The sequence below is a fragment of the Enterococcus sp. AMC1086 genome, from assembly GCF_058216575.1.
In genome coordinates, this window is the sequence record NZ_CM177100.1 from 2,049,857 (window position 1) to 2,071,153 (window position 21,297).

The following is a 21,297-nucleotide window of genomic DNA, read 5'->3' on the forward strand; positions in this document are numbered from 1 at the left end:
TTTTAAATTTTTATAGATAAAATTGCACCATCACAATTCCGACTAAAATAAAAATACCTGGTAGATAATTTGACACTCTGATTTTAGTAATCCCCATAATATTCAAACCAATTCCTAAAATCATCAATCCACCGATTGCACTTATTTCACCCATCAGTAAATCCAATAATTCTTTAGGAATATAACGCATCAAAACACTAGCAAAAACAGCGATAATACCTTGATAAAGAAAAACAGGAACCGCAGAAAAAAGTACCCCCACACCTAAAGTCGCAGTCAACATAATCGACATAAAGCCATCCATCACAGCTTTGGTCAATAGCGTTTGATGATTGTGCGCAACACCACTTTCAATTGCACCAATGATTCCCATAGATCCAATCAGAAAAATCAGTGACGCTGTCACAAACCCTTCAGCAAAGTTGCTACCCGGTTTTGCATATCGTTTTTCTAGCTTCAATCCAAGTGCATTCATCTTATCTTCGATTCCCAGTACTTCACCAAGCATTGCACCTAAACACAAACTAATCAGGATCACAATAAAAGATGATGTTTTAAACGCCATCTGAATACCTAATACTAAAACCCCAAGCCCAATAGCTTTCGTCACAGTGTCTTTCATTTGTTCTGAAATATTTCGTAAAACCGCTCCAAGTAGACTTCCAAGAGCAATTGCCACTCCATTAACCAAAGAACCCAATAAAATCATTTTTCCATCCCACTCTTTCTATATTTTCACACTTTTTCTTATTATACGATAAGAAGTGTTGAAGGGATATTCCAATGTTTAACTATTTTTAAAATCAGGAAATCGTTTTGCTATTTGTGCACAATGATTGAGAGATATTTTTATTTTTATTGTTCCGTGCTATTTTTTCTCTCAATAATCAACTATACTAATCTTAGATAAAATGATACAACTTAAAAGTGAGGAAAATAAATGACTACCATTGATATAGAAAAAGTCTTGGAGACCTGTTTACTGGCAGGTAAGATCATGTTAGAAAGTGATGCAGAAATGTATCGAGTCGAAGATACTATGAGTCGAATTGCTTTAGCATCTGGAAATTATCGCCTTGTAAGCTACGTCACACAAACAGGTCTTTTCGTGGGGCTGGATGGAACATCAACAATTCGGATGGTTCAAATTTTAAATCGTTCGATCAATTTGGAAAAAGTTTCCACAATCAATCAGCTTTCTAGAGAATATGTTGTTGGACGTCTTACATTAGATGAGCTTTTAGAACAGCTCAAAACACTGGAACAAGAACGTAAGTTTTTCCCGTTATGGTTGAGATTTGCCAGTGCCGCTATCGTCAGTGGAACGATCATGATTTTGTTTGGTGGCGTCTGGGCTGATTTGCTTTTAACTTGCTTAATTGGCGGTTTGGGTTATATTCTTTATTACTCCAGTTTAAGAGTGTTACGTATTAAATTCCTATCAGAATTTTTAGCTGCCTTCTTTATTGGGTGCGCGGCTCTTTTAAGCAGCAAAATCGGGTTAGGAGTTAATCAAGATATGATTATTATCGGCTGTGTAATGCCTCTTGTCCCAGGCGTCCAGATCACAAATGCATTGCGCGATTTACTAGCTGGACATTATCTATCCGGTGTGTCTAGAGGAACAGAGGCCATGATGACATCTTGCATGATCGGTTTTGCTATTGCATTCGTTTTTCAATTATTTTATTAGAAAAAACCTTTGTTGTTTTAGCAAACTTATTTATTAGATATAAGAATTTGGAGGTTTTCAAATGCTCAATTTACTGATTCAATTCTCCTTTAGCTTTTTCGCTTCAGCAGCATATGCCATCCTTACAAATGTGCCTAGACGCTCTCTAGTTGCTTGTGGCTTATCTGGTGCAATTGGCTGGATGTTGTATTGGCTTTCAACTCAATTAGGTGCTAATGCTGCACTAGGCTCTCTCTTGGGTGCCTTGAGTGTTGCAGCTGTCAGTTTTGTCTGTTCACGAAAATTGAAATTACCTGTAACGATTTTCAACATCCCGGGAATGGTCCCTTTAGTCCCTGGTGGTCTTGCTTATCAGGCGGTACGAAATGTCGTTATAGGAAACTATGAAACAGCGATTTATTCAGCCGTACAAGCAATCATGATCGCAGGCGCAATAGCATTAGGTTTAGTTTTATCTGAAGTGTTGAATCATAATATTCGCAACTTTAGAGAAAAACGAGATATCGTGAGTTTAATTAGAAAAAAAGAAGATAAAAAACACTAGCATTAATTACTAAAATGGGGTGAATCGATGAGTGTTATATAACTACTTTCATGAAAAATAAGTAGAAAGGATAAAAATCTATGATCAAAAAAATCAATAACTTATCCCCTAATGAATTAGAAGAAATAATACAGATTTGGCTGACAGCTAATGGTGAAGCACACCCTTTTATTCCAGCATCTTATTGGCGAGATAATCTTGATTTTGTAAGAGAACAATTACCTCAAGCTACTCTTTATGTTTATCATGAAAAGAACAAAATCATTGCATTTTTAGGAATGAATGAACAACATATTTCGGGAATTTTCGTAAAGCGTCCTTACCGAAGTCAAGGCATCGGTCAAAAGTTGCTCAATACAGTGAAGAACAATCATGAAAGGTTGACACTTTCAGTTTATGCGAAAAATCAAAAAGCAGTCAAATTTTATATGAATCAAGGTTTTAAAAAACTTAATGAACAACTAGATAACACCGGTGAACTAGAATACCATCTTGTTTGGGAAAAATAGACAAAAGGTTGTGAAACAAAAGTAACTGCTACTTTTGTTTCACAACCTAAAATTAAAATAAACAGCCACAGCAGCTTTTAAAACGAACGGTAGACATACTGATTTTTCGGCTCTTCTACTTTCTTCACTTTTGTAACATCCACCATCGGAATGTCTCGTTTAAATGGGGCATAATAACCAGAATGGATCGTCCCGGTCAACTCTACCCAATCGTTATTTTTAAACGTCTGTCCTTCTGGCATATGCGTTAATAGGCCAAATACCCCAGAATCCGCTACACAATGAATAATTCCAAAACGGAAAACAAACAAATTCGCTTCCTCATTTTGAGAAGAATTAAATATGAATCCTTTGTACGTGATCGTCTTTCCAATAAACTCACTTGGATAATTATAGATCAATTCCATGACCTCTAAATAATTTTCTTCGGTGACTATTACGCTGTTATCTTTAATATACCTCGTCAGTGCTTGCTCCATTTGCTTATCATAATCTGTTTTGTCAAAATAAATGCTGGTATCCGGCTTTAAATATTGCGTCTCTACATCTGGATCACCAACAGATTCTTTACTTAAAGGGAAATTAAATCCCTTTGCTTCCACAATCGATGTATCTAAACTAACTGTAGGAAACATAAACCCAACAACTAAAGGTAATGCCAGTAAAATATAAGCAATTCCTCTTTGGTAAGGCTTATTTAAGCCATGATCGTGCTCATCGTCATGATGATGGTGAGCTTCAGGTTTCTCTTCTTTATTCCAAAGGATCAGCTGTACCATCGCTAAGACAAACGAAAGAACCATCGATAAAGTAGCTAAGTAGCGATAATGTACATTTATATACTGATTCAATCTACCCGATACTTGTAAAAACATCATCAATGTCGTATAGCCAATTAAAATCAAAAATCGAATCATCTACTATTCCCTCCTTAAATTGCCAATGCGTACAAACTGACGACCACTGTTACAATGCCGACGAATTTTAACATAAAAGATGTTTTAAAATAACGCTTCATCATCAGTAAATTTTTGATATCCACCATTGGGCCAAAGACTAGAAATCCCACAACCGGTCCATTACCGAATAAACTCAATAACGATGAGCCGATAAACGCATCTGCTTCAGAACATAAAGATAAAGTAGCTGCTAAAACAAGCATCACAAGTATCGCTAACAATTTAGTATGCCCTAACTGTAACATTGCACCTGTCGGTAAATATGTCTGCATAGCAGCAGCTAATAATGAACCAAAAATTAAGTAACGTCCTGTATCAAAAAATTCATCAATCCCATGTGTCAGTACTGACCAGCTCTTACGCCAGAATGTTTCTTTTTCATGATGATGTTCTTTTGTCTCTATAACACAAGTATTCTCAATCGCAGATTCCTGTAAAATAGGCTCTTTGTTGACATACGCCAACCAAACGCCCACAACTAGGGCAACCAACATGCTGCCTAGAACACGCCAGATAACAAATTTAGCAGAATTTCCAAAGGCAATATAGGTTGAAAAAAGCACAATGGGATTAATGATCGGTGCCGTTATCATAAAAGCGAAAGCCGTATATGTCGGCACATCTTTTTTAACAAACTGATGCACGATCGGTACGATCCCACATTCACATGAAGGGAAAAAGAATCCTAAGAAACTTCCCACGACAATCGACAAAAATTTATTTTTAGGCAATATTTTTTTGACCCGTTCTGGCGTTAAAAAGACATGTAAAGCACCTGAAATCACACAACCAAGCATGACGAACGGTAAGGCCTCGATTACGATCGATAGAAAAATAGTACCCATTTGCAAAACTGAATGAGGTAAAAATTGAAACATAAAATTCCTCCCACTGCTAAAAACAACACCAGTAATCAATCATTTTACGGATGCTTTTTTTAACACTCCAAAATATAACTAACTATACTGCACCTATCTAAAAAAAACAAGACACACTAGAACTTATTAAAAAATCTATAATCTATTCATTGGATAACAAAAAAATATAGGGCAAGAGACAAAACCTATCTGTTTTGTCTCTTGCCCTAATCAACTTTTTCAAACGCTCAACTTTATCTATCAGATGGCAAATAACTCTGATGCTGATTCAGGATCTGTGTCATAAACATTAAAATCAAAATTAACACCTAAACCTTTTTCAGCTAAAATTGACTCCATCGCCATTCTAGCATGCTCTTTAGTATTATTCTCTTTACTCAAATGACCTAGATAAATTCGTTTCGTGTGATTCCCGATCACATCAGCCATCGTCAAGGCACCATCATCATTCGACAAATGTCCTTTATCGCCCAAAATTCGTTGTTTTAAACTCCAAGGATAGGGTCCCATACGTAAAATCTCAAGCTCATGATTACTTTCGATCAAGTATGCATCTGCATCTTTGATCGTTCCACGTAAATGATCATTGCAATATCCTGTATCCGTCAGCATCACAAACGAACGATTGTTTTTAAAGAAACGGTAAAACTGTGGATCCGCTGCATCATGAGAAACACCAAAACTCTCAATATCCATGTCACCAAATGTTAAAACTTTTCCCATATCAAAGATATGTTTTTGTTCCACAGCAACATTTCCAATCAAAGGATCCATCGCTGCCCAAGTCTTTTCATTCGCATAGACATCTAATTTATATTTTCTAGCAAGAACACCCACGCCATGAATGTGATCCCGATGCTCGTGTGTGACTAAAATAGCATCCAAATCTTCTGGTTTGCGGTCGACTTCCGCTAGCAATGATGTGATTTTCTTTCCACTTAGTCCTGCATCAATAAGCAGCTTTTTGTTCTCTGTTTCGATAAAAAGGGAATTACCTGTACTGCCACTAGCAAGAATGCTGATGTTGAAAGCTTTCTCTTGACTCATTTTGTTTTTCGCTTCCCTTCTTTGTTCTACAGCTACTTATTATACAACTATCACTACTGATTTTCCACCTTTGGTACACTATTATTTGTAATGATTGTATTGCTCATAGCGTTGACCTGTTCTATCTGTAGATTACTCCCGCTGGATTTGACGCCAACAAACCATACAGGGACATATACATTCTTCTCGCGAATTTTATAAATTCTTGTATATGCTAGCTTCCTGAAAGAGATTTTAGCATTACTTGGAATTTTATTATTGATGTATAACGTTTCAATCGCATCTCGTTCAGATGATAAATCCGTCTTATCACGCAGCTCTTCAATCCCTTGAATATGCATTTGAGTATATTTATAGATTTTATATAAACCATCCGACTCATCAGAATTTTCCAATTTTAATGAGATTTGTGCTGTATCATCTTTAAATGGGATACTTTTATAGTTTTGAGAAACAATAAGTTCTGGAAACTCTCCGTCCAAATTAGAAAAATCAGCTAGGTAATGGTATTGACCTCCAAAGAGAACGCTATTTTTATCATTTAAAAAAGCTTCAAGTGATTTTTCAACATTTTTTTCATCAATAAAGTAGCTCGTTTGAGCATAATTCATTTGGGGATAGACTGTCAACAAATTATCGACAATTTCAATCCCGTTTTTAAAGAAGTTTCGGTCTCGTGTGTCCTGTTCAGATTGAATAGCATCATAAAAATTCGTCTGCTCACCACTTAAATAGTATCCTTCTTTTTTTTCTCCAGAAAGGGTTCCTTTATACGAGATGCCATCTTTGTTTAAACGTTTTTCAATGCTGTCTGTCTGATCAGAAAAAGAAACATTATTTTCTTCTTTTACTCCTGCTTGGTAAATACCAAATAAAAACATATTCAAGCCCAAAAAAGCGACGAAAAAAATCCATTCGATTCGTTTGAAGTCCATTATTCCACCTCCAAATTCGCCAGTTGTTCCAGCAATTCACGTTCTGGATACCATTTGTTTTCATAGCGAATGTACCATTCTGGAGTGAGATCGACAACTTGCGTAATTTCTTCGATTTTGTGCCAAGTATAACCAATCATGACCGAATTGATTTTTTCTGAATCCGCACCAGCAGCAATCAGTTGGTCTAATAAGTTTTCAGTACTTTTCAAAACAACTTCATCCTCTGAAGGAATTGGGACTTGAATCGTATCAACACTCGTTTCAATTACCACACTCGACTTTTCAGCCTTATCATTACCGATCGTGATTCTAACTTGTCCTTTATCATTTTCACTAAAGACTGGAAATCCTTCCACAAACGTACGATAATTAATCTCATTTTCAGTACGATCAAAGTAACGAATATTCCCCATATTTGTTCCTAATTTTTTTATATAGTTAAAACTGTCAGAATAGATATTATCCTCAGCTTTTCTGGAATCTAATTCACCATCAAAATGAATCGTTCCGAGTTTTTCATCTGCCGTCAAGCGTTCACTTCCACTCGTATAGGATAAATCCTTACTATCCTCATTGGTTTGAATGTTTTCTGTGTTAGAGAAAAAAGCATTGCGAAACTTCGTTACAGGTTGAGAAGCTAAAATATAACTATATTTTTTCATTTTTTGATTCTCTGACAAATAATAATGTTTGCTAGTAACTGTTTGTTGTTCTGAAATTGGGTTATATTGTACTCCGACTTTGTTCATTAAATTCAAGACTTTTTCGTTATCCATAGTAATGGATGCTTCATAGATATCTTTACGATCAAAATCCAAGAAGCGAATCTTATTTTGAGTTAAGTCAACTTGAATACAGGTAAAGTAAATTGGATCTACATCAATATCCGTCAACTTGAGATCTAATTGATAGACAGAAACATATTCTTTTAGCAAGAATGGCCCTTCATAGAGCAGTTCAAAGCCTTGGCCCATCGATAAATATTTTTCAAACTGTTCTGAATCACCTGCGACAGTTTGAGTCAATTTTCCAAATGAGCTACGTTTGATTTCATTTTGAATATTTGTGATTAAATTCTCACTCGTATTCATTTCTGCTTTTCCATCTTGCATACGAATCAATTGTAATGGTAAAAAGACATCTGTATCAATTCTTTCGTTCACAACAGTTGTCGCAAGTTGGGGATCATTTTTGAGTGGCTGTTCTTTTTTTGAGGAACTGAGCCAAATGCTGACTGAAAAATACAAGCTGAGCATCACTAAAAAGATCAAACCGATCCGTACGATTTTTTCAGTTGTTTTCATTCCCACCAATCCTCCTCATACGGTTCATAAGGCAAGGATATATAAAAGGTAGAACCTTGACCTTCCTGACTTTCTACCCATATTGCACCATTGTGGGCCTTTACTACTTCTCTTGAAATAGCAAGACCTAGACCCGTTCCGCCTTGTTCTCTGGCGCGGGCTTTATCTACACGGTAGAAGCGCTCAAAAACCTTGTTGACATCTTTTTTAGGAATGCCTAATCCTTGATCTGTCACACTAAAAACAACATTGTTATGTGTTTCAAGTAGACGACATGTGATTTCTCCGCCATCTGGAGAATATTTAATTGCATTATTTAAAATATTGTCCAAGACTTGAATTACTTTGTCTGTATCTAATTCCACCCATAAATCACGTTTAGTGAATTCTCTGTGGATCGTATAATTTTTATCATTTGTTTCGATCATCATATCGAAACGGTCTAAAACAAAATTGATCAATTCATTAAAATTAACATATTCTAGTTGTAATTCACCGTTGCCAGAATCCATTCTTGAAAGGTTCAATAGATCATTGATCATGCGAATCATACGATCTGTTTCTTCTAGTGTAACTTTCAGGAAATTAGGGGCAACCTCAGGATTTTCCCAAGCTCCTTCACTCAATGCTTCGATATAACTTCGCATACTGGTTAAAGGTGTTCGCAACTCATGAGAAACATTAGAAACAAACTCTCGACGTTCCCGTTCATTCTTCTCTTGTTCTGTTACATCATGAAGTACACATACGAGACCCGTAATAAAGCCAGACTCCCGACGGATCATTGCAAAATCAACACGAATGATCATTTGATCTTCTTCCATTGAAGATAGCGAACGATCAATCAAAATTTCTTCTGGCTCTTCTAATAATTTTCGCAATGTATAATCTGTTTCTATATCTAAAAGCTCCAATAAGGAAGATCCGATTACATCTTCGTCTTTGACATTCAATAAAGAGAGCGCCATTTCATTGATTGTAATGACCTTACCTCGCCTGTCTGTGGCAATAACGCCATCTGTCATATGAGCCAGTACACTGTCTAAACGATTTCGTTCGGCTTCCATGGTTTCTTGTGCTTCTTCGATTCGTTCAGAAAGTTGATTGAACGTTTCTGCTAACTGACCTAATTCATCTTTCCCATAGACTTTGACTTTTCCAGTGTAATCACCTTTGGCAATTCTTAGCGCTTGTTCTCGCATTTCCCCAATCGGCTGAGTGATTGATCGTGCAATCAAAATAGTCACAATGATCGAAATCGCCCCAGAAATGAGTGACGCTGTGAAAAAGATTCGAGCGGTATCTGTGATTTCCTGGTATTTGCCTTCCGTATTACTCTTAACATAAAGAACCCCGATGACTGTATCGCCAGTCGGGGATTGGATAGGCTGAACATTGATGTATACACGTTTATCATTATCAATCGCTGAATATTTCTTAGCACTGAAATCATTCAAATCACGATAATCATTCTTTTTACCAACGATCCCTTGCTGATTTAAGTCACTCGTCGCTCTTACGATGCCTTTATCATCAACCACACGGGCTTCGATTGTTTCAGCTCCTGAAAAATCGTTTAATGCCTTTTTTAAATTAGCATCGATCTCTGTTCGATCACGCTCTTTTTCGCCCAGCTTTGCGCTAAGAGTACTTGATAATTGGTTGACTTGTCGATCAACATTTTGTTTGTAGTCATTGATTGTTGTCGATTCCAACTCACGGATGAAGTATCCGCCAATAATTTGAATGGCAATCAATAATAACAAAATAAATGATAAGGCAATCTTAAAATTTACCGATTGAAAAAAGTGAACTTTTTTCTTCATAAATCACTACTCCTGTTCAGGGTTTCGAAGATAATAACCAACACCACGTCGAGTAACTAAATAGGTTGGATGACTTGGACTATCTTCGATTTTCTCTCTTAAACGACGCACAGTCACGTCAACCGTCCGAACATCACCAAAATAATCGTATCCCCAAACAGTTTGCAATAAATGTTCCCGCGTCATCACTTGTCCGATATGTTTTGCTAAATAATAAAGCAATTCAAATTCACGATGTGTCAGTTCGATTTTGCCTCCTCTTTTTGAGACCATGTAAGCTTCTGGATGGATTGTCAAATCTCCAATAGTCAGTTCTGATGGTGTTGCTGATTCTGTTTCTTTGGCACTACTTGCGCCACGGCGCAAGTTCGCTTTGACACGGGCTACGAGTTCGCGATTAGAGAATGGTTTCGTTACATAATCATCGGCTCCTAATTCTAACCCTAAAACTTTGTCAATTTCAGAATCTTTGGCTGTAACCATAATGATTGGCATATCATATGTTTTGCGGACTTCTCTGGCTACTTCAAGCCCATCCATTTTTGGTAACATTAAATCAAGAATAATTAAATCTGGTTCTACTTCTTTGACTTTTTCAACAGCTTCTTCGCCATCATAAGCTGTGAAAACCTCGTATCCTTCTTTAGTAAGGTTGTATTTCACAATTTCCGAAATCGGCTTTTCATCATCTACAACTAATATTTTCTTCATAAGAGGCACCTCTTTTTTATTTTGTCTTTTCATGGTTTATCCATATTCTCTCTTATTATACCTTATTTTGTCCACTGTTTCATCTTTGAGAAAAAATCCTTACCCTTTCTTATCTATATCTTGCAAAAACAAAGTCTTTCTGGCTATAATTAGGGATAAGTTTTATTAGAAGGAAGCGATTAAATGAAAGCACCACGACTGCAAGCAGGTGATGAAATTCGAGTCATTGCACCATCTAGCAATTTTTCACTTTTAACAGATTTAGGTATTGAAACCGCTCAGAAAAAAATAACTGATCTAGGATTTAAGGTTACATTTTCTGAACATATAAATGAAGAAGATGTAATTGGATCTTCTTCCATCATGAGCCGAGTCAAAGATTTGCACGCAGCATTTTCAGATGACAATGTTAAAGGGATTTTAACGGCTATTGGTGGTTTCAATAGTAATGAACTACTGCCTTATCTTGATTTTGAGTTGATTAAGCGTCATCCAAAAGTTTTTTGCGGGTACAGTGATATCACAGCTTTATGCAATGCCATTACCGCTAAAACAAAATTACTTACGTACGTAGGTCCTCATTTTTCCAGTTTTCAAATGGATGAACTGCAAGACTATCAAACCAAAACCTTTTTACAGGCCACGACAGATGAGAAAGCATTTGACGTATCTGCCTCTGAATCATGGAGCCAAGATGAATGGTATTTACCTAACCCGAAACGGACCTTATTTGCTAATGACTGGAAAGTTTACAGCCGCTGTGACACTGTTACTGGAACTTGCTACGGCGGAAATCTAGGGACATTTCAATTGCTTTTCGGTACTCGTTTTTTACCAAATCTTGACAGAGCTATTCTGTTTGTTGAAAATGCCGAAGAGAATGATTACCATGATTTTGCTCGTGGTTTGGCCGCTTTACTTCAAGTCGTCAAACATCCTCAAGCCTTATTGATCGGGCGATTTCCAAAGGAGACATTGATGACGGAAGAACGGCTTTTAGCTATTTTATCAAAATATCCTTTATTAAGAGAAATTCCTGTGATTTACGATATGAATTTTGGTCACACCCAACCAATTTTTACGATCCCGATCGGCGATCAAGCAACGGTCGATACTTTTCAGAAAAAAATCACCTTTTTTTAAAAATAAACACATGAATCGTTTCTCTTCAGAAAAGCAACGATTCATGTGTTTATTTTTTATATTCATTTTCTATTTCTTCTTATAGTTACAGATAGCATTTTTTGTAAATCCACTGGTTTTATCTATTTTTTTGCATTAGAATCTACTCTAAAGATTGTTTACTAAAGACTTCTTCGGTGATCACTTAAAATTAGTCTAAAAGCTGGATTCCAATTCCTAAAAGACCTGGTCCAGTGTGAACAACTAATGCCGGACTGATTGTTCCAAAATAAATTTTTTCTGCTTGAGGAAACTCTTCATTCAGCCTTTTGTAAAAACTTTCTGCTTCTTCTACCGCTTGTCCTTGGGCAACGGCTAGCACAAATTTCTTATGATCCCCAATAAACGTTTTTACTAATTCAAATGTTTTGTCCAAACTTTTCTTTCTACCACGCGCTTTAGCTACAGTATGATAGACACCTTCAGCATTACAAGAGATAATCGGGTTTAATTTTAGTGCATTTCCTAAAATCGAAGCAACCAAACCAATTCGTCCACCCTTTTGTAAATACTCCAATGTTGCAACATTAAAAAATACTTTTGCTTTCGTGACATCATTCGTTAATCGTGTTTTGATTTCATTCCATTGAAAATCAGATTCAATCAACTTAGCAGCCTCAATCGCTTGTAAACCACTCCCGATTCCGATAATTTTTGTATCCAAAACAAATGTGTCCAATCCTTCAAATTCTTCTGCAATCAAACGAACCACATTAAATGTCCCACTCAATCCGCTCGAAATTGTAACAGCTAGTACTTTTTCATAGCCATCTGCCTTCATTTTTTCGAATATGTTTGTAATTGTTTGACCATCAGGTAAGGATGTACTTGGGATTTCTATAGGTAAACGCTCATAAACTTCTTCAGGTGAGATATCTACTTTGTCTGTATATGTACGATCTTTATAAATAATTTGTAATGGAATCATGTACATTCCATATTGTTCAACTAATTCTTGTGGCACATCTGTCCCAGAATCTACTAATAGAGCAATTTTTTCTTTATTCATTCACTTGTTCTCCATCTTCTTTTAAGTTTTTTTGTGCTAACTCAATAACCTTTTCAGTAAATAATTTGGTAGCAAACGATAAAGTCGCGCCTTTTACAATTAAATATTCTACTGGTATTGGTCGATCAAACGCTGCAACTGGTTCAATGTCTAATGCCTGAGCAACCACTACTGCTATAGCTGCCTCTTGCTCGTCGCAAAATAAATTATACGCTTCACGAATACCAACGGCCGAACCTTGATACAGAATACCTTGCTTGATTTCTGGTATAGTCAAAACTTGTTTTAATAGCGTAATGGCGATTAAAAAAGCTAAATGTTTTTGATTGTATCGTTTTTTATTAGGAGCTGGGATCAAACCCAACTTAACATAATTATTGACCATCGATGACGTTAATAATGTGTGTTTTTCCTTTAAAATAACTGGTGATAAATATCGTTCAACAAGCGTGATCACTTGATCCATGTATAACTCTATTTCGGGTAGTTCATGCCATCTTGGTAAGTGGACATCTACTAATTCTTTTCCCCAAACTTCTAAAGAGGATTTTATCTCACTCATATGCTCCCTCCTTCTGCTTACTAAAACAGTTTAACATTATTTTTAAAAACATTCAATCTAGTATCTGAAACTAGATTGAAAATTATAATAAAAAACAAGCTTTCTATTTTTAGAAAGCTTGCTCTATCGTATTTGATCCATATTTCTTAAAAATCACTAAACCCATCATCAGCTTCAGTATGACGTTTGTATGAATCAAACCAAAATTTGCTTCTTTTTGGCATATCATGTGAATCAAACAGATCACGAGGATCAAACCCTGAATTCATTTTACCAGCAGTTCTGCCAAAACCGCGACCATGACCACCACGTCTACAATGCATATTATGGCCTCTAAAATCACGTTCTCCTTCTGGGATTTCTGCCTCTAGTGCTTCGAGTAATTTACTCATGATGATTTTGAAAGATTCTTGTTCTGATTCTGATAAAACATCAAAAATCGTCTCTTCTTCTTGCTTACTATCATCAGCTGCTGCCATTCCTGATTCGGTTAACCGAATCACCATCACACGACGATCACTTTCCAATGGTTCTCGGCTGATATAACCATTTTTTTCCAGTTTTCCTAATAACTCACCTAGGGATTGCGGACGCATATCTAACAAATAAGATAGTTCTTTTTGGGTTGTTTCAGGTTGAAGTTTTAATAAATTCAACACTCTTCCTTGTCCTCTATGTGGATTACCAAAAGGTCCATTTTCTCTGCGGCGCTTCATAAAATATCTTTGCATCATTACTTGTAGACTTAGAAACTGTTCCATCAATGTTTGTTCTTCCATAATCGATTCCTCCATAAAATATCACTATAAATCAGGTACCTGTCTTTTATTATAAAGGTACCTGTTTAAAATGTCAACATACAATTTTATACTTTATTTTCAATCGCTTGATAAAGTTGATCCCATAAAAAAAGCACCAGAAGCAACTCCTCGAGTATGCTTCCAGTAACTTAAAATACTTTTTTCAATTGTCTTTTTCCGAATAAAATCCCAATAAAGAAGAATAGTTCCAATAGAACAAAAAATAAAATAAAACTATGCATAAAATATTCTTCTGGCAAGACATTGATGATCGGATCAGTCATTGGATCAAACAACCAATCATCATTATTAAAAAACACGCCATGAAAAGCCACAAAAAATTGATCAAATCCAATAGCCATCAATACACCCAAAAATACTGGAATGATCATTCCCCACTGAAACGGACGAATCAATCGCCAGACTCGCTTTGTCTTGATCAAGCGGAAAACAAAGAACGCACTTGGAATCACTGTCACGAGTAATACGCCATAGCAGAGTAAAAACAGTCGTTTTACTTCGTAAAAATGAAAGGCACCACTTTTGGATACAGGAAAATCAGATAATTTCAAGGTATGATTAAACGGATTGTTTAAATAGGCCATTAATTCATCAAAATTTTTCAACACTGTTGGTTTATCCATATCTACATAATTTAAAATTTTCAACGAATCAATATCAAAAACATATAACAAACGGAAATTAATAGTGATCGTAATACTTAAAGAAATAATGGTCAAAATCAAACACACGATCCCAGCTCGCTCACGCCAAACCCAGTTTCTGTCTTTCATATCAAAACGTCCACTCATCTAGACTATCAACAACATATGTGGGCTGTTCAGGTAAGCTAGAAATAGCAGATTTTGGTGTAAAGCCTGATAAAACCAGTAAACTATCAATATTATTTTGAAGACCTGACTGAATATCGGTTTCATAATTGTCGCCAACCATTATGACATCTTCTTTCGTCATTTTCATGACTTTTAGTGCTTCATTCATGATGATTGCATTTGGTTTTCCGATCATAACTGGTTTTGTCTGCGTTGCCGTTTGCACTAGAGAAATGAATGAACCTGCTCCTGGTAACAATCCACGTTCGGTTGGAATACTTTTGTCTGGATTCGTGCCAATAAACGTCGCACCATTTCTGATACAAAGAGCAGCTGTCGCCAATTTTTCATAGTTAATATTGGTATCCAGACCGACAACAACATAATCTGGTTGTTCCTCATCCCACTCAAAACCAGATGACAAAATCAAATCAACCAATCCTGCTTCTCCAATCACGTAGACACGATTGCCTTTCCCTTGTTCTTTCATGTAATCAATCGTAGCTAGGCTTGCTGTATAAACAGTTTCAGCAGAAACATGGATATCAAATTCTTGTGCCAGTCGCAGGGCTACGGCTTCTGGTGTTTTTGTTGTATTATTGGTCACAAAAAGAAAGGGTAGCTTCAATTCTTGCAAGCGTTCAATAAATCGTTTTCCTGCTGGAATGACTTCTTTGCCTAAATAAATCGTGCCATCTAAATCAATTAAATATCCTCGATATTGTTTTTTCACAAATAATTACTCCTCACGTTGACGAATAGTAAATGAGCGGCCTTTGGCATCATTCTCTTTCTTCCCAATGACTGCTTTTTCCGGTTCACTTTCTTTGCGATTTTTGATCACTGGTTTTGCTTTATTAGTCACAGGTACACGCTTTTCTTGTGTGTGCGCTTGATTTTGATTTACTGGCTTTTTGTTTGGCTTTTTGCGACGTGTTTGTTGTTTTTCACGTTTCCCACCAACTTGTTCAATCACAAAATAAGCACAACCAAAATTGCAGTACTCATATAAATAATCTTCCAGTGTATCGATCCTCTGTTCAGGAGCCGCTTTACGATTGGAATCGTTGAAAAAGCCTTTCAAACGGAGTTGGTCATAGCCCCAGTCACCCACAATATAATCATACCTTGAAAGAACATCACTAAAACGTTCTCCTAATCTTTCTGCATCGAAGGCTTCTCGGTGATTTTTCACTAAAAGGTATTCCCGTGAACCGATCGAAACGTGGATATCATCCACGAGTGTTACGATTTCACCTTTTTTCTTTTCTTTGACCGGTTCTTCTTTTATCTCTTCAAGAACAGCCGTCATCTCTTCAGTTAGGGTCGCTGTCGGTTCTACCTTTTGTTTCGTTTGTTTAGCTGGTTTAGTTGATTTATATGGTTTTTTTACTTTATCTGTCATTTTTTCACCGCCTAGATTTTATTATACCTTGTTTTTATAGGATTGGGTAGTGCTCGCTTAAGTAGTTCCCTAAAACTGTTCGGATAAATTCTGGAAAGATAAATTCAACCTTTCCTGCAAGTTCAATTGTCGGAAAAAAGGGAATAAACATAAAATGATCTACTGTAGTAAATGTATAGTTACGTGTTAGATTGATTGGCTGATCTTGCCATAAAACGTGTTTTTTCTTTTTATCATACGCTATACCATCATAATAAAGTTCTCCAAATACTTTACCACGAAAGCCCATTCCTGTTATCGGAAACTTGCGCAAATAGTGACGATTCTTTTCCATCTCTTTAAGCATGCGAATCAGCTCAGAACCAGGCAAAGTAACGCGGATCAAATGCATTGGATGAGGTAAAGTTTGATGCAGTTGATCAGCATCAACAAGGCCATTTGGTATATCTGACAAAAATAAGCCATTGTTTAAAATTGCAGCTTCAGTCTGACCTTTTTCCCTTAAAGCTTTTAAAGTAGTCACGATCAACGGTTCTCTATCGTTTAAATCAACAAATAAAGGTTGAGGAATTTTAGCAATTTTTTTTGCTTGCAACAACTGGTGCCCTAAAGAAATATAGTTATTGATTTCGTTTTGATCCGCGGGTAATGCTGGTAGCTCAGTTGTTGAGACTGCTTTAGCTTCGCTATGGATGATTTCACCTTTGTCGATCGTTAAATGAACTTCTCCAATATAATAACCAAATTTGCCAGCAGCAGAGAGTTGTGTCGCATTGATTTTTTCACCATATTTGAATAAATGATGCGTATGAGAACCCAACAAGACATTAATTTCGGGAAATTCATTGGCAATTTTGATATCTTCATCGATCCCTAAATGGCTCATTAAAACTAAAATATCACATTTCGGCTGAACTTCTCTAATCAATTGCGGGAGTATCTCATTTGTTGACCGACTATCCCAGCCGTTTGGGTTATAAGTCAAAGGGAACGGTGCAGTTAATGCCACCAAACCGATTTTCGTTTTTTCTTTTGTTTCTATAATTTTATAAGAACTCGCCCAATCAGGTGCTTGTCCAGTCTCTATATCAAATAAATTTCCTAATATAACATCAAAATTCCGATGATCATACAAATGATTCAACTGCTCTTTAGAATTTCCTACACCTTCATTATTACCGATCGTTACTGCATCATAGTTGATTTCGTTCAACAATTCGATATTAGCATGTCCATCAGTGGCTTCTGTCAAAGGATGCCAGCGATCGATAAAATCGCCTAAATCAACTGTTAGAACCGTTTTACCTAACTGCTTATATTTTTCCTTTTGACCTAGCAAGTATCTTCTGATCTTGGGCCAATTTTCTAAGTGTGAATGTATATCATTCGTATGAAAGATGACGATCTCTTCCATTACATCGCCCCCGATTTCAGTATATAAAAATATAGTACCATACTTCTTTAGAATGTTTAGTATAAATTAACGTCTTGTCTGCTCTTTATCAGTAAGGAGAGCAACTTATCGTTGAATATCATACGTTTTTTGTTTCTAATCAATACTATCATCTAGCCGATCCTTAGTAGTCTTAGTCTATCTATTATTTATCTCCTAATAATGATACAATTATTAAAAAGTATTTGATATGGGTTTATAAAGAAAAGATGTTTTAAAAACTTTTTTTGCAATGAACGATGTATTTCTATCAAATAAATTCTTGTTCCATCAACGTTCGCTGGGTTTTATACACCGTTATTATAAATGACGAGTGACAACTAATTTTACGAATAAAGGAGAAAAATATGAAAATCAATGCACCTTTCGGCTCCATTTGGTTGGACGCAGATAACAAAGGTCTGACCGCCGTTTCTTTTTTTGAGATCACTAATCATAAAACCAATCATTTTACTGAACTTGCGGCTAAGGAACTCACAGAATATTTTTCTGGTGAACGGACACATTTTACAGTCCCTTTATCTATCAATAGTGGAACTGACTTTCAAAGAAGAGTCTGGAGCGCTTTATCTCAAATTCCTTACGGTGAAACCTGTAGTTATTTAGACATTGCCAAAGCAGTGGATTCGCCAAAAGCCGTTCGTGCAATTGGTCAGGCGAATAGCAAAAATCCAATTCCAATTATTGTTCCATGTCATCGAGTGATCGGTAAAAATGGGAAATTAACAGGTTACTTAGGTAGCTCAGAACTTGATGGGCTTACGATCAAAGAACACTTGTTAAACATAGAAAATGTGTCAATTGATAAAAATTGATTTCGCCTAACTGTCAAAAATAATAAAAAATAACGGAAAACAAAACAGCATTCGTCTTGTTTCCCGTTATTTATTGTTGTCATATAAAAGAAAGAAAAATAAAACGACTAACTACTCGTTATTGTTTTTATCATCACTATCTTTACCACGGTATTTTTCTAAATATTGTTCTTTTGTCATCACATCACCGACGCTCATATTAAATTCAACAAGCTCTAACCCGGTCATATAAGCAATTGATTCTTTTACTTTTTCAACAGTTTGATCAAAAACAGCTGAAATATCAACATCGTATTTGCAGATCACTGATACATCAACAGCCACTTGCTTGGTACCGACTTCAACGCCAACACCTTTTGTGACATCTTCATTGTCTCTAAAACGGTCTGCAAAATCTGTAAAAAGATTACCGCTCAAGCCTAAGATTCCCTCAACATCTGAAATAACCACACCTACGATTTTTTTGATCACGACATCATCAAATGTTAATTTTGTTTTTAATCCACCTGTATTATTTTCTACTTCTGCCATTTGCCTTCACTCCTTTAATATAATTTTAAATTCCTATCATAGATCTTATTGAATCTATTAAGGAATAAATATCCAAATCTTCATCTCGCATTTTTCCTATCACATATCCTATCGTTGCAAAAATCAATAAAACCAATGTTTTTCCAAAACCGATCAGTAATAACAGGAGCGCTAGTAGGAAAAACAACGTTGTCCAAATAATTCGAAAACGATAAGGTGCAAGCTGTTTGATAAAGCGTTCTTTCTTTTCTTGTTCCATGACGTCCCCCTCCTAAATCACCCGCGATTGTTTTTTACCTAAAACTGTAGATTCTGTTGGTTCTTTTTCTCTTAATTGAACCGTTACATGACTATCAATCGATTCTAAGGCTGTATCTAACGCACTTTGTATTGTTTGTTTGATCTCTTCTGCTAAAGGTTGAAAACGTTCTTTGCTTCGAACATCCACTTTTAACTTAACTGCTACTTTCTCTTTGCCCTTGATTTTGACGATCATTTTGGTTTTATCTGGATGAATAATCGTGCTGTAAGCATCTTCAACAAGTTGTTCTACAGTACTTTTAGGTATTTCGATCCGATTCTTGCCATTTTTAACGATCAGACGTTTTCTTCGCCCTGAAACAGAAAGAACGACAATTAAACTAAGGAATAAAAGTCCTCCTAAAATGAGTAAAATCCATTCAAAAAAGGTAAATAACCATGGATAATTGTATAGAAGTTCGTCTACTTCATAAGACAACCAAGGTATGTCGATCAACTGACTAAGTAAGCCTGCTGTTCCGACAAACAATAGGAGTATGAGTAATGCAAAAATAATTTTCAACAATCGTTTCATATACTTCCCTCCTTTTGAATTAGTTGTTTTGTTATTAATTAAATTGTACCCTCTATAAAAAACTATTACAAAAGATACGAATTCTCTTTTTTACAAGATAAAAAATTTAAGTTTATTTATAGTATAAAAAACGAGTAAATAGTTCTGTCTGAGTTTATCATTCAATGGGGTTATTGTGTCCATCGTTCTGTGATTTTATTCATCCAAATACTCTTCCTTAGAAAATTCTGTATCCTCATACTTACCACTGTCTCCATAGAAATAATTGTAGCGTTGTTTAAATTTGCGGAAAATGTAGGTAACTAGGACTTTGGTGATTGCATAGATAGGGATTCCAAAAATCAACCCAAACATGCCGAGCAAATCGCCCATTACCAACAATACAATGACGATTGTCAATGGATGGACAACGAGTCGTTTTCCCATCACTTGAGGTGCAATCAAATGACCATTTAACATTTGAACCAGCATCCAAACTATGCTCATCTTGAGAAACATACCGAATGAAACCATCAATGCTACAATCAAAGCGGGTATAAAGGCAATTACAGGACCGATATATGGAATAACGGCTGTGATCCCTACAATGATCGACAACGTACCTGAATAAGGTAGTTTAATCAGCCAAAAACCAATAAATGTCAATATACCAATCGCAATCGATACTAAAATTTGACCTTTTAGATAGGCACCAACTTGACTACTCATTGTTGCACCGATTTCTTTGGCATCATTTCTAAAGCGTGGTGGGATGATCTTTAAAACAAAAGAGAAAAATTTCTGATCATCTTTTAATAGGAAAAAAGTAATGATTGGAGCTGTTACCATCACCAACGCGAACCCTGTCAACGTAGAAAAGACCGTAGAAGCGCCTTCAACAGCTTTACTAAAATAACTACCGATTCTATCGGATACACCATCAAACCATCGCTGAATGCCATCTAACGCATCTGCTAACGGTTTTTCCAAAGCGGAATTATGGAAAAAATCAGTGACCATTTTGTTCAAATCATCCATATATTGTGGAAAACTCTTGATCAATCCATCAACCTGCTTTTGTAGTATTGGAACAACCAAAACAATCCCTAAAATAATCAACGAGATCAAAACGATAAAAATCGCTGAGACTCCATATACTCGTTTCACTTTGTGCTTCTCCAACCAATTGACTAATGGGTTAAACAAATAATATAAGATTAATGCTAAAATTGTTGGACCAATAATCGTTTTGAAAACAACACCGATTGGTCCAAAAATAAAACCAACTTGGTTAAAAATAAAAATCACTGCTCCAATTAACAATAAGGCAACTAGAGTGAATAGTAAATTTTTTCCACCAAGAAATTTGATCCAACGTGTTTCTTGTTTCTTCTCCATTTTCTTCCCTCCTTAATTTTATAATGTAATAGGCTCGTTTAGCGTCGAATAAAAATAGGAAAATCAGAAAATGGTGCTTTTTGCCC

General features: G+C 35.9%; 24 protein-coding genes. 5 read left to right on the forward strand and 19 right to left on the reverse strand.

The window, feature by feature from the left end; translation table 11 throughout:
• Positions 1–10: 10 nt before the first annotated feature.
• Positions 11–709, reverse strand: coding sequence for a DUF554 domain-containing protein (locus AC4BC4_RS09685; RefSeq protein ID WP_438756586.1), 699 nt, complete (start codon positions 707–709; stop codon positions 11–13).
• A gap of 231 nt (positions 710–940) precedes the next feature.
• On the opposite strand from AC4BC4_RS09685, the gene AC4BC4_RS09690 reads away from it, so the two are divergent.
• From AC4BC4_RS09690 to AC4BC4_RS09700, 3 genes are all read left to right on the forward strand, one after another.
• A complete protein-coding gene (locus AC4BC4_RS09690; RefSeq protein WP_490475548.1) occupies positions 941–1,693 on the forward strand; it encodes a threonine/serine exporter family protein in 753 nt (250 codons plus the stop codon).
• A gap of 61 nt (positions 1,694–1,754) precedes the next feature.
• Entirely contained in the window at positions 1,755–2,237 is a 483-nt protein-coding gene (locus AC4BC4_RS09695; RefSeq protein ID WP_490475549.1) for a threonine/serine exporter family protein, read from the forward strand.
• Positions 2,238–2,317: 80 nt separating this feature from the next.
• Entirely contained in the window at positions 2,318–2,746 is a 429-nt protein-coding gene (locus AC4BC4_RS09700) for a GNAT family N-acetyltransferase (RefSeq protein WP_490475550.1), read from the forward strand.
• Between the two features lie 77 nt (positions 2,747–2,823).
• On the opposite strand, the gene AC4BC4_RS09705 is transcribed toward AC4BC4_RS09700, so the two are convergent.
• From AC4BC4_RS09705 to yycF, 7 genes are all read right to left on the reverse strand, one after another.
• Entirely contained in the window at positions 2,824–3,663 is an 840-nt protein-coding gene (locus tag AC4BC4_RS09705) for a TIGR03943 family putative permease subunit (protein ID WP_490475551.1), read from the reverse strand.
• Between the two features lie 14 nt (positions 3,664–3,677).
• On the reverse strand, positions 3,678–4,583 hold the full coding sequence (locus tag AC4BC4_RS09710) for a permease (protein WP_490475552.1): 906 nt from the start codon (positions 4,581–4,583) through the stop codon (positions 3,678–3,680).
• 240 nt (positions 4,584–4,823) lie between these two features.
• The gene (locus AC4BC4_RS09715; protein ID WP_490475553.1) at positions 4,824–5,630 is read right to left on the reverse strand and encodes an MBL fold metallo-hydrolase; all 807 of its coding nucleotides are present in this window, start codon (positions 5,628–5,630) and stop codon (positions 4,824–4,826) included.
• A 53-nt stretch (positions 5,631–5,683) separates the two neighbouring features.
• On the reverse strand, positions 5,684–6,565 hold the full coding sequence (locus tag AC4BC4_RS09720) for a two-component system regulatory protein YycI (protein WP_438756594.1): 882 nt from the start codon (positions 6,563–6,565) through the stop codon (positions 5,684–5,686).
• Complete coding sequence (locus AC4BC4_RS09725) at positions 6,565–7,872, reverse strand: YycH family regulatory protein (protein WP_490475554.1); 1,308 nt, start codon at positions 7,870–7,872, stop codon at positions 6,565–6,567. The genes AC4BC4_RS09720 and AC4BC4_RS09725 overlap by 1 nt, the downstream gene beginning before the upstream one ends.
• Complete coding sequence (gene walK / locus AC4BC4_RS09730; RefSeq protein WP_438756596.1) at positions 7,869–9,698, reverse strand: cell wall metabolism sensor histidine kinase WalK; 1,830 nt, start codon at positions 9,696–9,698, stop codon at positions 7,869–7,871. Before walK ends, AC4BC4_RS09725 begins: the two co-directional genes overlap by 4 nt.
• A gap of 6 nt (positions 9,699–9,704) precedes the next feature.
• On the reverse strand, positions 9,705–10,409 hold the full coding sequence (gene yycF, locus AC4BC4_RS09735) for a response regulator YycF (protein ID WP_438756597.1): 705 nt from the start codon (positions 10,407–10,409) through the stop codon (positions 9,705–9,707).
• Between the two features lie 183 nt (positions 10,410–10,592).
• On the opposite strand from yycF, the gene AC4BC4_RS09740 reads away from it, so the two are divergent.
• Positions 10,593–11,552, forward strand: a complete 960-nt coding sequence (locus tag AC4BC4_RS09740) for a S66 family peptidase (RefSeq protein ID WP_490475555.1) — start codon at positions 10,593–10,595, stop codon at positions 11,550–11,552.
• Between the two features lie 190 nt (positions 11,553–11,742).
• Here AC4BC4_RS09740 and AC4BC4_RS09745 read toward each other — a convergent pair whose 3' ends face one another.
• From AC4BC4_RS09745 to AC4BC4_RS09775, 7 genes are all read right to left on the reverse strand, one after another.
• Positions 11,743–12,600: a DegV family protein gene (locus AC4BC4_RS09745; protein ID WP_490475556.1), complete on the reverse strand. Its 858-nt coding sequence runs from the start codon at positions 12,598–12,600 to the stop codon at positions 11,743–11,745.
• On the reverse strand, positions 12,593–13,162 hold the full coding sequence (locus tag AC4BC4_RS09750) for a DUF1836 domain-containing protein (protein ID WP_490475557.1): 570 nt from the start codon (positions 13,160–13,162) through the stop codon (positions 12,593–12,595). The genes AC4BC4_RS09745 and AC4BC4_RS09750 overlap by 8 nt, the downstream gene beginning before the upstream one ends.
• A gap of 146 nt (positions 13,163–13,308) precedes the next feature.
• Entirely contained in the window at positions 13,309–13,941 is a 633-nt protein-coding gene (locus tag AC4BC4_RS09755; RefSeq protein ID WP_490475558.1) for a MarR family winged helix-turn-helix transcriptional regulator, read from the reverse strand.
• Positions 13,942–14,111: 170 nt separating this feature from the next.
• Entirely contained in the window at positions 14,112–14,756 is a 645-nt protein-coding gene (locus tag AC4BC4_RS09760; protein ID WP_490477368.1) for a TIGR01906 family membrane protein, read from the reverse strand.
• A gap of 1 nt (position 14,757) precedes the next feature.
• Positions 14,758–15,528, reverse strand: a complete 771-nt coding sequence (locus AC4BC4_RS09765) for a TIGR01457 family HAD-type hydrolase (RefSeq protein WP_490475559.1) — start codon at positions 15,526–15,528, stop codon at positions 14,758–14,760.
• A 6-nt stretch (positions 15,529–15,534) separates the two neighbouring features.
• Complete coding sequence (locus AC4BC4_RS09770; protein ID WP_490475560.1) at positions 15,535–16,200, reverse strand: YutD family protein; 666 nt, start codon at positions 16,198–16,200, stop codon at positions 15,535–15,537.
• A 34-nt stretch (positions 16,201–16,234) separates the two neighbouring features.
• The gene (locus AC4BC4_RS09775; RefSeq protein ID WP_490475561.1) at positions 16,235–17,614 is read right to left on the reverse strand and encodes a bifunctional metallophosphatase/5'-nucleotidase; all 1,380 of its coding nucleotides are present in this window, start codon (positions 17,612–17,614) and stop codon (positions 16,235–16,237) included.
• Positions 17,615–18,000: 386 nt separating this feature from the next.
• On the opposite strand from AC4BC4_RS09775, the gene AC4BC4_RS09780 reads away from it, so the two are divergent.
• On the forward strand, positions 18,001–18,468 hold the full coding sequence (locus AC4BC4_RS09780; RefSeq protein ID WP_438756606.1) for a methylated-DNA--[protein]-cysteine S-methyltransferase: 468 nt from the start codon (positions 18,001–18,003) through the stop codon (positions 18,466–18,468).
• A gap of 111 nt (positions 18,469–18,579) precedes the next feature.
• On the opposite strand, the gene AC4BC4_RS09785 is transcribed toward AC4BC4_RS09780, so the two are convergent.
• The 4 genes from AC4BC4_RS09785 to AC4BC4_RS09800 form a co-directional block, all read right to left on the reverse strand.
• Positions 18,580–18,999 carry an Asp23/Gls24 family envelope stress response protein gene (locus AC4BC4_RS09785; protein WP_438756607.1) on the reverse strand — a complete coding sequence of 140 codons (420 nt, stop codon included), beginning with the start codon at positions 18,997–18,999 and terminating at the stop codon, positions 18,580–18,582.
• A gap of 25 nt (positions 19,000–19,024) precedes the next feature.
• Positions 19,025–19,258: a DUF2273 domain-containing protein gene (locus AC4BC4_RS09790; RefSeq protein WP_438756608.1), complete on the reverse strand. Its 234-nt coding sequence runs from the start codon at positions 19,256–19,258 to the stop codon at positions 19,025–19,027.
• Between the two features lie 12 nt (positions 19,259–19,270).
• A complete protein-coding gene (amaP, locus tag AC4BC4_RS09795) occupies positions 19,271–19,834 on the reverse strand; it encodes an alkaline shock response membrane anchor protein AmaP (RefSeq protein WP_490475562.1) in 564 nt (187 codons plus the stop codon).
• 195 nt (positions 19,835–20,029) lie between these two features.
• Positions 20,030–21,211 carry an AI-2E family transporter gene (locus AC4BC4_RS09800; protein ID WP_438756610.1) on the reverse strand — a complete coding sequence of 394 codons (1,182 nt, stop codon included), beginning with the start codon at positions 21,209–21,211 and terminating at the stop codon, positions 20,030–20,032.
• Positions 21,212–21,297: the final 86 nt, after the last annotated feature.

Excerpts from the sequence above, each read along its gene's own strand:
- AC4BC4_RS09685 (WP_438756586.1), bottom strand. The coding sequence starts at position 709 with ATGATTTTATTGGGTTCTTTGGTTAATGGAGTGGCAATTGCTCTTGGA.
- AC4BC4_RS09700 (WP_490475550.1), top strand. The coding sequence starts at position 2,318 with ATGATCAAAAAAATCAATAACTTATCCCCTAATGAATTAGAAGAAATA.
- AC4BC4_RS09720 (WP_438756594.1), bottom strand. The coding sequence starts at position 6,565 with ATGGACTTCAAACGAATCGAATGGATTTTTTTCGTCGCTTTTTTGGGC.
- yycF (WP_438756597.1), bottom strand. The coding sequence starts at position 10,409 with ATGAAGAAAATATTAGTTGTAGATGATGAAAAGCCGATTTCGGAAATT.
- AC4BC4_RS09690 (WP_490475548.1), top strand. The coding sequence starts at position 941 with ATGACTACCATTGATATAGAAAAAGTCTTGGAGACCTGTTTACTGGCA.
- AC4BC4_RS09780 (WP_438756606.1), top strand. The coding sequence starts at position 18,001 with ATGAAAATCAATGCACCTTTCGGCTCCATTTGGTTGGACGCAGATAAC.
- AC4BC4_RS09750 (WP_490475557.1), bottom strand. The coding sequence starts at position 13,162 with ATGAGTGAGATAAAATCCTCTTTAGAAGTTTGGGGAAAAGAATTAGTA.
- AC4BC4_RS09775 (WP_490475561.1), bottom strand. The coding sequence starts at position 17,614 with ATGGAAGAGATCGTCATCTTTCATACGAATGATATACATTCACACTTA.
- AC4BC4_RS09770 (WP_490475560.1), bottom strand. The coding sequence starts at position 16,200 with ATGACAGATAAAGTAAAAAAACCATATAAATCAACTAAACCAGCTAAA.
- AC4BC4_RS09710 (WP_490475552.1), bottom strand. The coding sequence starts at position 4,583 with ATGTTTCAATTTTTACCTCATTCAGTTTTGCAAATGGGTACTATTTTT.
- AC4BC4_RS09740 (WP_490475555.1), top strand. The coding sequence starts at position 10,593 with ATGAAAGCACCACGACTGCAAGCAGGTGATGAAATTCGAGTCATTGCA.
- AC4BC4_RS09790 (WP_438756608.1), bottom strand. The coding sequence starts at position 19,258 with ATGGAACAAGAAAAGAAAGAACGCTTTATCAAACAGCTTGCACCTTAT.
- AC4BC4_RS09705 (WP_490475551.1), bottom strand. The coding sequence starts at position 3,663 with ATGATTCGATTTTTGATTTTAATTGGCTATACGACATTGATGATGTTT.
- AC4BC4_RS09695 (WP_490475549.1), top strand. The coding sequence starts at position 1,755 with ATGCTCAATTTACTGATTCAATTCTCCTTTAGCTTTTTCGCTTCAGCA.
- AC4BC4_RS09760 (WP_490477368.1), bottom strand. The coding sequence starts at position 14,756 with ATGAAAGACAGAAACTGGGTTTGGCGTGAGCGAGCTGGGATCGTGTGT.
- AC4BC4_RS09715 (WP_490475553.1), bottom strand. The coding sequence starts at position 5,630 with ATGAGTCAAGAGAAAGCTTTCAACATCAGCATTCTTGCTAGTGGCAGT.
- AC4BC4_RS09785 (WP_438756607.1), bottom strand. The coding sequence starts at position 18,999 with ATGGCAGAAGTAGAAAATAATACAGGTGGATTAAAAACAAAATTAACA.
- AC4BC4_RS09755 (WP_490475558.1), bottom strand. The coding sequence starts at position 13,941 with ATGGAAGAACAAACATTGATGGAACAGTTTCTAAGTCTACAAGTAATG.
- amaP (WP_490475562.1), bottom strand. The coding sequence starts at position 19,834 with ATGAAACGATTGTTGAAAATTATTTTTGCATTACTCATACTCCTATTG.
- walK (WP_438756596.1), bottom strand. The coding sequence starts at position 9,698 with ATGAAGAAAAAAGTTCACTTTTTTCAATCGGTAAATTTTAAGATTGCC.
- AC4BC4_RS09745 (WP_490475556.1), bottom strand. The coding sequence starts at position 12,600 with ATGAATAAAGAAAAAATTGCTCTATTAGTAGATTCTGGGACAGATGTG.
- AC4BC4_RS09800 (WP_438756610.1), bottom strand. The coding sequence starts at position 21,211 with ATGGAGAAGAAACAAGAAACACGTTGGATCAAATTTCTTGGTGGAAAA.
- AC4BC4_RS09725 (WP_490475554.1), bottom strand. The coding sequence starts at position 7,872 with ATGAAAACAACTGAAAAAATCGTACGGATCGGTTTGATCTTTTTAGTG.